Source organism: Pseudomonas emilianonis (assembly GCF_023072625.1).
In the GTDB taxonomy this organism is placed as follows: Bacteria; Pseudomonadota; Gammaproteobacteria; order Pseudomonadales; family Pseudomonadaceae; genus Aquipseudomonas; species Aquipseudomonas paraveronii.
Window position 1 is genome coordinate 1 of sequence record NZ_JAKNRV010000182.1, and the last position, 10238, is coordinate 10238.

Here is a 10238-nt window from a genome sequence, read left to right on the forward strand (position 1 = left end):
CAAGCCGGTCGCGCCGCAACCTGCCGCGCCGGGCAAGCCGGACGTGGGGCAGAGCCGTATCGACCCGAATGGCCTGCCGATCAGTTGGTCGATCCAGCTGGCCAGCCTGGCCAATCGCGAAAGCGCCGAGGCCCTGCAGAAAAAACTGCGCAGCCAAGGCTACAACGCCTACATCCGCAGCGCCGATGGCAAGAATCGCGTGTTTATCGGACCGCTGATCGAGCGTGCCGAGGCAGACCGCCTGCGCGACTTGCTGGGTCGCCAGCAGAATCTCAATGGCTTTGTGGTGCGTTTCCAGCCTGAGCGCGGCTGAGTTCACGCCGATCCAGGCTTGGAATGCAGTCAAGTGTGGGAGGGGGCTTGAAATGGGCTTGATTCGTCACAAACTATTGATTTGCAAAGCACCCGCAATCACAGCTTACCGATAGCTCGGCGCTCTGCTAAAATGCGCCGCCTTATCCGTCCGTAGGCTGCACCGTGCCATTTACCTGGGTTGATTGGGCGATCGTCGCAATCGTCGCCATCTCCGCTTTGATCAGTCTAAGCCGCGGCTTCGTAAAAGAAGCACTGTCGTTGCTGACCTGGATCATCGCAGGAGTCGTCGCCTGGATGTTCGGCGGTTCGCTGTCGGTCTACCTGAGCGGATACATCGAGACACCTTCGGCTCGCGTCATCGCGGGCTGCGCCATCATGTTCATCGCCACGCTGCTGGTGGGAGCAATGGTCAATTATCTTATTGGCGAGTTGATACGTGTCACCGGCCTCTCCGGGACCGATCGATTTCTCGGCATGGCCTTCGGCGCTGCGCGTGGCGCGTTGCTGGTGGTTGTGGCGGTCGGGCTATTGAGCCTGGGGCCGGTACAGCAGGATTCGTGGTGGCAGGAGTCGGTACTCGTGCCAAAATTTCTATTGGTTGCAGATTGGTCCAAGAACCTCATATTGGGGTGGAGCAGTCAGTGGCTGGCCAGCGGGATCAGCATGCCCGCTGATCTTCCGTTCAAGGAGCACCTCTTACCGGCCAAAACGCCTCAGTAAGCAGTGTTCAGTCAAGATTCATTAAGTAGGGGTTGCGTCGCATGTGTGGCATCGTCGGTATCGTCGGTAAGTCGAACGTCAATCAGGCGCTGTATGACGCGCTAACCGTCCTCCAGCACCGCGGCCAGGACGCTGCCGGTATTGTGACCAGCCACGACGGCCGGTTATTCCTGCGCAAGGATAATGGCCTGGTACGTGACGTGTTCCATCAACGTCACATGCAGCGCCTCGTCGGGCACATGGGCATTGGCCATGTGCGTTACCCGACTGCCGGTAGCTCGACCTCGGCCGAAGCTCAACCGTTTTACGTCAACTCGCCTTACGGCATCACCCTGGCGCACAACGGTAACCTGACCAACGTTGAACAACTGGCCAAGGAGATTTACGAATCTGACCTGCGTCACGTCAACACCAATTCCGACTCGGAAGTGCTGCTCAACGTGTTCGCCCACGAGCTGGCCCAGCGCGGCAAGCTGCAGCCGACCGAAGAAGACGTGTTTGCCGCCGTGACCGACGTGCATAACCGTTGCGTCGGTGGTTACGCGGTAGTGGCCATGGTCACCGGGTACGGTATCGTCGGTTTCCGCGACCCGCACGGCATCCGCCCGATCGTGTTCGGCCAGCGTCACACCGACGAAGGCGTCGAGTACATGATCGCCTCCGAAAGCGTGTCCCTGGACGTGCTGGGCTTCACCCTGATCCGCGACCTGGCGCCGGGCGAAGCGGTGTACATCACCGAAGATGGCAAGCTGCACACCCGCCAGTGCGCTGTGGCACCAAAACTCACCCCGTGCATCTTCGAACACGTCTACCTGGCGCGTCCGGATTCGATCATCGACGGTGTTTCGGTGTACAAGGCGCGCCTGCGGATGGGCGAGAAGCTGGCCGACAAGATCATGCGCGAGCGCCCTCAACACGATATCGACGTGGTGATCCCGATCCCGGACACCAGCCGTACCGCCGCGCTGGAGCTGGCCAACCACCTGGGCGTCAAGTTCCGCGAAGGCTTCGTCAAGAACCGCTACATCGGTCGCACCTTCATCATGCCTGGCCAGGCGGCGCGCAAGAAGTCGGTACGCCAGAAGCTCAACGCCATCGAGCTGGAGTTTCGCGGCAAGAATGTGATGCTGGTGGATGACTCCATCGTGCGTGGCACCACCTGCAAGCAGATCATCCAGATGGCTCGCGAAGCCGGCGCGAAGAACGTGTACTTCTGCTCCGCAGCGCCCGCCGTGCGTTACCCGAACGTGTACGGCATCGACATGCCGAGCGCCCACGAACTGATAGCCCACAACCGGACGACCCAGGACGTGGCCGACCTGATCGGCGCCGATTGGCTGATCTACCAGGACCTTTCCGACCTGATCGAAGCGGTCGGCGGTGGCAAGATCAAGATCGAGCAGTTCGACTGCGCCGTGTTCGACGGCAAGTACGTGACCGGTGATGTCGATGAGGCTTACCTGAACAAGATCGAGCAGGCGCGCAACGACTCGTCGAAGATCAAGACCCAGGCGGTCAGCGCGATCATCGATCTGTACAACAACTGAGTAAACACCGGCCCTGAGGGGCCGGTTTTGTATCTTAAATAAAGAATTGAGTAAGGAGTCGCAGCATGAGTCAGGAATGGGATGCCGGTCGGCTGGACAGCGACCTCGATGGCGTAGCTTTCGATACCCTGGCTGTGCGCGCCGGCCAGCACCGCACCCCGGAAGGTGAGCACGGTGACCCGATGTTCTTCACCTCCAGCTATGTGTTCCGCACCGCTGCCGACGCCGCCGCGCGTTTTGCCGGTGAGGTGCCGGGCAACGTCTATTCCCGTTACACCAACCCGACCGTGCGGGCGTTCGAAGAGCGTATCGCCGCACTGGAAGGCGCTGAGCAGGCGGTCGCCACGGCGACCGGCATGGCGGCGATCCTGGCGGTGGTGATGAGCCTGTGCAGCGCTGGCGACCATGTACTGGTGTCGCGCAGCGTGTTCGGTTCAACCATCAGTCTGTTCGAAAAGTATTTCAAGCGCTTCGGTATCGAAGTGGATTACGTGCCTTTGGCGGATCTTTCCGGCTGGGATGCGGCAATCAAAGCCAATACCAAGCTGCTGTTCGTCGAGTCGCCCTCCAACCCGCTGGCCGAGTTGGTGGATATCGCCGCGCTCTCGCAAGTGGCGCATGCCAAAGGCGCCATGCTGGTGGTCGACAACTGCTTCTGCACCCCGGCGCTGCAACAGCCGTTGAAGCTGGGCGCGGACGTTGTCGTGCATTCGGCGACCAAGTTCATCGACGGCCAGGGCCGTTGCATGGGTGGGGTGGTGGCAGGTCGCAGCGAGCAGATGAAAGAAGTGGTGGGGTTCTTGCGTACTGCTGGCCCGACCCTGAGCCCGTTCAATGCGTGGATCTTCCTCAAGGGCCTGGAAACCCTCAGCCTGCGGATGAAGGCCCATTGCGCCAATGCCCAGGCGCTGGCCGAGTGGCTGGAACAGCAGGACGGTATCGAGAAGGTTCATTACGCCGGCCTTAAGAGCCATCCGCAGCACGCGTTGGCCCAGCGCCAGCAGCGTGGCTTCGGCGCCGTGGTGAGTTTTGAAGTGAAAGGCGGCAAAGAGGGCGCCTGGCGCTTTATCGATGCGACGCGCCTGATCTCCATCACGGCCAACCTGGGTGACAGCAAGACCACCATTACCCACCCGAGCACGACGTCCCACGGTCGCTTGGCGCCACAGGAGCGTGAAGCGGCGGGCATTCGTGACAGCTTGATCCGCGTCGCGGTAGGGCTCGAAGACGTGGCTGACTTGCAGGCTGACCTGGCTCGCGGGCTGGCAGCCTTGTGATCGAGTGGGCCATTGACGCTGCTGCGGCCGGTAACGGGCGCGTCGCGCTGGTGACGGGTGCCGCCCGGGGCATTGGCCTGGGCATCGCTGCATGGCTGATCAGCGAGGGCTGGCAGGTGGTGTTGGCCGACCTGGACCGCGAGCGCGGCTCCAAGGTGTCCAAGGTGCTCGGTGAGAATGCCTGGTTTATCACCATGGACGTGGCCGACGAGAAGCAAGTCGCCCAAGGCGTCGCCGAAGTGCTTGGGCAGTTCGGGCGCCTGGATGCGTTGGTGTGCAATGCGGCGGTGGCTGATCCGCGCAATTTCACCTTGGAGAGCCTTGATCTGGCCTCCTGGAATCGCGTGCTGGCGGTGAACCTCAGCGGCCCGATGTTGCTGGCCAAGCACTGTGCGCCGTACCTGCGTGCCCATGGCGGTGCGATCGTCAACCTGGCGTCGACCCGGGCTCGGCAGTCGGAGCCGGACACCGAAGCCTACGCTGCGAGCAAGGGCGGCGTGCTGGCCCTGACGCACGCCTTGGCGATGAGTCTTGGCCCGGAAGTACGGGTCAACGCCGTCAGCCCTGGCTGGATCGATGCGCGTGATCCGGCAGCCCGTCGCGCAGAGCCGTTGACTGCCGCCGATCACGCCCAGCATCCGGCGGGTAGGGTTGGCACGGTGGAGGACGTGGCGGCGCTGGTGGCATGGTTGCTGTCGCGCCAGGCCGGGTTCGTCACCGGGCAAGAGTTTGTCGTGGACGGTGGCATGAGCAAGAAGATGATTTACAGCGAGTAGGGTGGGTAGCCGTCTTGAAGCAATTTTGTCTTTTTCAGAAAAACTTCAAGCAGGCTATTGACTTAGGTCCGCTATCTGCGTAAATTTCGCGGCCTCAACGAAGCAAAGGGTGATTAGCTCAGCTGGGAGAGCATCTGCCTTACAAGCAGAGGGTCGGCGGTTCGATCCCGTCATCACCCACCACTTCTTGAGAGTTTTGCCTTCGAGCAAGACGCAACGTTAAAGGTTGCACCGACGCGCAGCGGTAGTTCAGTCGGTTAGAATACCGGCCTGTCACGCCGGGGGTCGCGGGTTCGAGTCCCGTCCGCTGCGCCATATTTTCCAGGTTCGACGTGTCGAGCTTGAGATTGAACAGCCAAGGCTGATCGATCAGATGTTTAAAGACGGTTGAGGGTTTACGCTCAGCCGGTCAAGCGATACGCAGCGGTAGTTCAGTCGGTTAGAATACCGGCCTGTCACGCCGGGGGTCGCGGGTTCGAGTCCCGTCCGCTGCGCCATATCTGCTTCAAGGCCCACTGAACGCCTTGCAGCACAAAGAAAGCCTTTGGCTATCTTTGATCCGATAGCAAAGACCCTGGTCGAAAGACCGGGGTTTTTTGTGTCTGCGATTTGGCTCTGATCAGCAGGTTTCTGCAAGCCGCCTCGATCCCCGTGGGAGCTGGCTTGCCTGCGATGGCATCGACTCGACCTCTTCATGAGTCCGCCGTGTCGGCATCCCAGGCAAGCCGCCCAATCAGAACCCCAGCTTATCCCGCAGCCCGTAATACCAGGCGCCCATCGCGGCAAACGGCGTGCGCAATAGCTGTCCGCCCGGGAACGGGTAGTGCGGCAGGTCGGCAAACGCGTCAAAACGCTCTGCCTGGCCTCGAAGGGCCTCCGCCAGTACTTTGCCCGCCAGGTGTGTGTACGTTACGCCGTGGCCGCTGCAGCCTTGGGAGTAATAGATGTTGTCGCCCAGGCGACCGACTTGCGGCAAGCGCGACAGGGTCAGTAGGAAATTGCCTGTCCAGGCGTAATCGATCTTTACGTCCTTGAGTTGCGGGAAAGCCTTGAGCATTTTTGGGCGGATGATCGCTTCGATATTCGCCGGGTCCCGCGCGCCATACACCACGCCACCGCCGAAGATCAGGCGCTTGTCGCTGGTAAGGCGGTAGTAGTCGAGTAGGTAGTTGCAGTCTTCGACGCAGTAGTCTTGCGGCAATAGGGTCTTGGCCAGCTCATCCCCCAGCGGCGCGGTGGTGATCACTTGTGTGCCGCACGGCATCGACTTGGCCGCCAGTTCTGGCACGAGGTTACCCAGGTAGGCATTGCCGGCGACAATGATGAACTTCGCCCGGACCTTGCCCTCGGCGGTGTGGACCACCGGGTTGGCGCCGCGCTCGATGCGCACTGCCGCCGACTGCTCATAAATCGTACCGCCGAGGGACTCCACGGCTGCCGCTTCGCCCAGTGCCAGGTTAAGCGGGTGAATATGCCCGCCGCTCATGTCCAGCAGGCCGCCGATGTAATTGTCACAGGCCACCACCTCGCGGATGCGCCGCTCATCCAGCAACTCCAGCTGCGTATGGCCGTAACGCTCCCACAGGCGCTTCTGCGACTCCAGGTGGTCCATGTGCTTGCTGGTCAGTGCGGCAAATACCCCGCCGTCCTTCAGGTCGCACTGGATCTGGTACTTGGCCACCCGCTCGCGAATGATCTTGCCGCCCTCGAACGCCATTTGCCCCAGCAGTTGCGCCTGCTTCGGCCCGACGCTGCGCTCGATCACATCGATATCGCGGCTGTAGCTGTTGACGATCTGCCCACCATTGCGGCCTGACGCGCCAAACCCCACCTTTGCCGCCTCCAGGACCGTCACGCGAAAACCGTTCTCCAGCAGAAACAGTGCGCTGGAGAGGCCGGTGTAGCCGGCACCAATCACGCAAACATCTGTTTCGACTTCACCTTGCAGTGCTGGGCGAGGCGCAACCGCATTCGCGGACGCGGCGTAATACGACTGGGGGTAGGGCGTGTTCGCCATCCTGGAACCTCTGTTTTATATTTTTTACGAGTGCCCGGATCCTACCTGAGTTGAAAATTGCCTGCCAGCCGCCCGAAAAATACGGATGTACTGACCGAAAATAAAAAATTCGCATATTCATAGGGTTAGCTGCAAAAAAGATGTTGACAGCCCTCCGGAATTCCGTAGAATGCCGCCTCACAGCAGGCACGTAGCTCAGTTGGTTAGAGCACCACCTTGACATGGTGGGGGTCGTTGGTTCGAGTCCAATCGCGCCTACCAAACAAAATCCGCTCTGCTGGGCGGTCTAGAAGGGCTCACCGAAAGGTGAGCCCTTTTTTGTTGTCTTGGATTTCTTCAGAACGTTCACAAAATATCGGGTTCGTTCACACTGGGCAATGTGAACGCCAGTATTGGCCTTTTTGGCTCGAACTCCTGCATGGCGATGTGGGGGTGGTGTGTCACCCGCTATCTGGGTAGTCCGCTGGGTGAATGTCCGCCCTATCTGCCATCTGCTGCCTCTCTATTGAGTCCGCCATAGCCGCTGAGAATGCTCCGTGCGATCATCAATACTTGATGGGGGGGGGGCTCTAGTTGCTCCAGCATGTCGAATCAATTAATTGGCTCCAAGGAAGACTGGTTAATGGAAGTATCTAATGCAGATGTAGGGCCGGAATCAGGAAGCGCAGCGCCGCAAGACGATACTTATTCGGGCATGGCAACCTTCTTATGTTCATCAAAAACAAATGGGAGGATAGATATTGCAGGTGTCTGTGAAATACTGGCAGCATCGGAAGCTTTTAGTTTTGCTCTAAATAACCGTGGGCGGATATACTTCAAAGAGAGCGGGAGGCTGAAGTCTCAAATGCTCGATATAGAGACTTCGATTACTGGGTTAGGGATGAAAGTTAGCGGGCATAGCGACTTCTTAGATGCTAATCCCGGTGATTCTAATAGATATGCATTGTCCAATGCCCTAGATCTGCTTCTGTCAGATAAGAAATTATTCAATGCGGCGTTTGGGTTTCCCGCTGAAAGTGCCCGTGTTTTCATGCGGCCAATCGCTATCAGAAGTGAGGGGGATGAAGGGTACGAATTAATTGTTCCATACATCAGAGTCTATGTTGGAGGTATAATAAGTATCTCTTTGCCCACGGTGTTGGGGTTCGAAAGTGCTACCGTGCGGGATGTGGTTTATAACGAAGTTAACAAGTCGATGCGTAACATTGATTCAGTTTTGTGCGAGAGAGAGCTACATTTGGCCTGTACTGAGTGTCAAATATCACAAATGCCTCTGCGAGAGAGGCTTGCACAGAGAAAAGAATTTGAGGTAATGATTAGCTCTGCTTTAAATGCACCGGATCAAATAGAGTTTGCAGATGAGAAACTAACGGTTTATGAGTTGGTTAACACTAATCAGTTTACACTCACGGACCTTGCAAGAAACCTGCTATCAGTAGTGGCGCGGGCAGTAAATCTCGGCGTTTTGAGGACGCGTATCCACTGGCTACGCAGGCAGTATCATGACGATTCAATTGGCGAATATTGGCACGGCAAACCAATCATCTATGTCAGTTCGCATACTAGGCAGAAAAACAGCTCAGCGGAAAATTGGGTCACTCATAGAAGCCTAGTAAATAGTGTGATGACGCGAGTGCACCTTACTGAAGATATAACGCATACAGACCTGACTCACGTTGATATGCGAAACTTCGATGACTTTAATAACTTTTACTCGGAGTCAGTATCGCTAATGCTGGCGTCAGCACAAGTAGATCCGCAAATCGAAAAGCATGATTCTTACACGTTCAATAATTTGGTTTCAGATATTCAGGTCTTGAACGAGGCGGCGCACTTCATACAAATATTCTACTCCTACGCTTCGATTGGTATAAATAGGTGTAAGACAGCTATTGATGTGGCACGATTAGAGTTGAAGGTTTTAAAATTTGAAGAGTCACTGCTTTCTGCTCACAAATATGGAGAGATAGCTAAATACATGGGCGAAGTTAAGAAAGGATACCACCTGACGACGGTGTATGAAATTCTTTGCAAGAAGATCGAGACAGTTCGAAAGTCTCTTGAGTTGGACGAAAAAATTGCATCAGAGTCTTATACCCGCCGAATTACAATTATCTTTGGAATTATTGCGTCTGCTACATTGTCGCCGGAACTGATGCAGCCACTTGCGAAAATACTCGGGCTTACCTATGGTGAGTCGATCGATAAGATAATAGGGATAATCGCATCGGTAGTGGGTGTTGCTACATTCTTGTTGGTTGTTAACTATGTTTTTAAATCTAATAAGTTTATCGCTCGGATGATTGGGCGAGATTAACCCAGTCCGCTAAGAGTGCTGGTTTTTCCGGCATTCTGGAGTGTCGGCTGGAAATAACAAGCAGCGTTCCTACATGAAAACCCAGCCTCCCAAATTTTTTATGAGCGTTTTTAAGAAGAGGGGGGTGGGGTCATTCTGGAAACGGTCGGCATATCCCAGGCACTTAGCTATGCACGGATCGGTTCGTTAGAAAGCTGTGGAAAAGCAAAATAAAGCTGGCCCGCTGGAAGCTCCCACAGCCTCAGAACGAGACGTTGAATGCGAGCATCAATCGACGTACTGCCGTTGGTGTGAACTCGCTACCACGAGCGGTACGCAAGCCTTTGGTGTTGAGGCAATCGGCTACTGACTGGAAGGTATTCAGTTTGTTGTACAGGCACGCCAGCAGGTGTGGTTGGATGGCTGCTTGATGCGCGTTCACGTTCTTCATTCGCTGGTCATTGGCGGCTGTGATGTCAGCGACAGCACGGCCTTTAGCAAGCGCCTGAGAACGGTTGTTGATCTTCTGTACCGCAACTGCATCACCATCATCAGCACGCTTCTGAAGGGATGCCAGAGCCTCACGGGTACGGCTTGCAATGAACTCGCGTTCTTGTTGGGCCAGTGCTGCGAACAGGTGGAGTTCGAAGGTCTTTGCTTGCGGCATGGTGGCGACTTTGAATTCTGTCTGCTCCATCAGTCGTGCAATGTGGTGAACGGAGCGTGAGAGTCGATCAAGCTTGGCTACCAGCAGTTGTGCTTTCTGCTCCTTGCACAGAGTCAGTGCCTTTGCACCTTCAGGGCGATCCTCAATAGCAAGCTTGCCCGATACCACGTCTACAAACTCACCAACGATCTCCCAGCCATTCTGATCAGCAGCACGAGTGATGTAGTCGCGTTGAGCGTCCAAGCCTAGACCACTATCCCCTTGGCCCTTCGTTGAGACTCGAATGTAAGCGACGACTTTCATTTCGTGATCCTTGGTGTGTTGGCTCAGGACTTCATTGTTGGGCTGAAAGTCGTATTTGTCAATTCGCAGAACGACCATTCATGCAAATGATAAATTTGGATTGACTCTGATTTGTTGGGAAAGTGAAGGGGGGCAAGGTGCTGGTGTCCAACATCGGGCAACTCAATGTCATTAAGCTAGACCCCACTCTAACGTAAGCGCTCCATAAACCCCACCGACGTCAAGATGGGTGGCACGCTTAGCTAGCGCGACACCGGCGAGCAGTTCCACGGCAACAGCGCTTCGTAATCTTCAACCGAGGTCGCCAGTGGCAACCGTTC

At 56.6% G+C, this 10238-nt stretch carries 8 protein-coding genes and 4 tRNA genes; 10 read left to right on the top strand and 2 right to left on the bottom strand.

Translation table 11 applies throughout. The features are described 5' to 3' along the window. From L9Z73_RS17990 to L9Z73_RS18025, 8 genes are all read left to right on the top strand, one after another. Positions 1-313: SPOR domain-containing protein (locus tag L9Z73_RS17990; protein ID WP_247403590.1), on the top strand; the 313-nt coding region annotated here is incomplete at its 5' end. 164 nt (positions 314-477) lie between these two features. After that, positions 478-1035, top strand: coding sequence for a CvpA family protein (locus L9Z73_RS17995; protein WP_247403593.1), 558 nt, complete (start codon positions 478-480; stop codon positions 1033-1035). A 41-nt stretch (positions 1036-1076) separates the two neighbouring features. Continuing rightward, a complete protein-coding gene (purF, locus tag L9Z73_RS18000; protein ID WP_247403595.1) occupies positions 1077-2582 on the top strand; it encodes an amidophosphoribosyltransferase in 1506 nt (501 codons plus the stop codon). A 65-nt stretch (positions 2583-2647) separates the two neighbouring features. Further along, positions 2648-3859: an O-succinylhomoserine sulfhydrylase gene (locus tag L9Z73_RS18005; RefSeq protein ID WP_057005680.1), complete on the top strand. Its 1212-nt coding sequence runs from the start codon at positions 2648-2650 to the stop codon at positions 3857-3859. An 11-nt stretch (positions 3860-3870) separates the two neighbouring features. Next, positions 3871-4635 (top strand): SDR family oxidoreductase, encoded by a 765-nt coding sequence (locus tag L9Z73_RS18010; RefSeq protein WP_247403603.1) that lies wholly within the window; start codon positions 3871-3873, stop codon positions 4633-4635. 107 nt (positions 4636-4742) lie between these two features. Beyond that, positions 4743-4818 (top strand) — tRNA-Val (locus L9Z73_RS18015). 55 nt (positions 4819-4873) lie between these two features. Next, positions 4874-4950, top strand: a tRNA-Asp gene (locus L9Z73_RS18020). A gap of 105 nt (positions 4951-5055) precedes the next feature. Beyond that, positions 5056-5132: transfer RNA gene (locus L9Z73_RS18025), tRNA-Asp, on the top strand. A 236-nt stretch (positions 5133-5368) separates the two neighbouring features. Here the strand turns inward: L9Z73_RS18025 and L9Z73_RS18030 are convergent. Continuing rightward, the gene (locus tag L9Z73_RS18030) at positions 5369-6652 is read right to left on the bottom strand and encodes an NAD(P)/FAD-dependent oxidoreductase (RefSeq protein WP_247403598.1); all 1284 of its coding nucleotides are present in this window, start codon (positions 6650-6652) and stop codon (positions 5369-5371) included. A gap of 184 nt (positions 6653-6836) precedes the next feature. Here L9Z73_RS18030 and L9Z73_RS18035 point away from each other — a divergent pair. Both L9Z73_RS18035 and L9Z73_RS18040 read left to right on the top strand, forming a co-directional pair. After that, a tRNA-Val gene (locus L9Z73_RS18035) sits at positions 6837-6913 on the top strand. A gap of 361 nt (positions 6914-7274) precedes the next feature. Next, positions 7275-8969 (top strand): hypothetical protein, encoded by a 1695-nt coding sequence (locus L9Z73_RS18040; RefSeq protein WP_247403600.1) that lies wholly within the window; start codon positions 7275-7277, stop codon positions 8967-8969. A gap of 241 nt (positions 8970-9210) precedes the next feature. Here L9Z73_RS18040 and L9Z73_RS18045 read toward each other — a convergent pair whose 3' ends face one another. Next, positions 9211-9918, bottom strand: a complete 708-nt coding sequence (locus L9Z73_RS18045) for a recombinase family protein (RefSeq protein ID WP_247403601.1) — start codon at positions 9916-9918, stop codon at positions 9211-9213. Between the last annotated feature and the right edge of the window lie 320 nt (positions 9919-10238).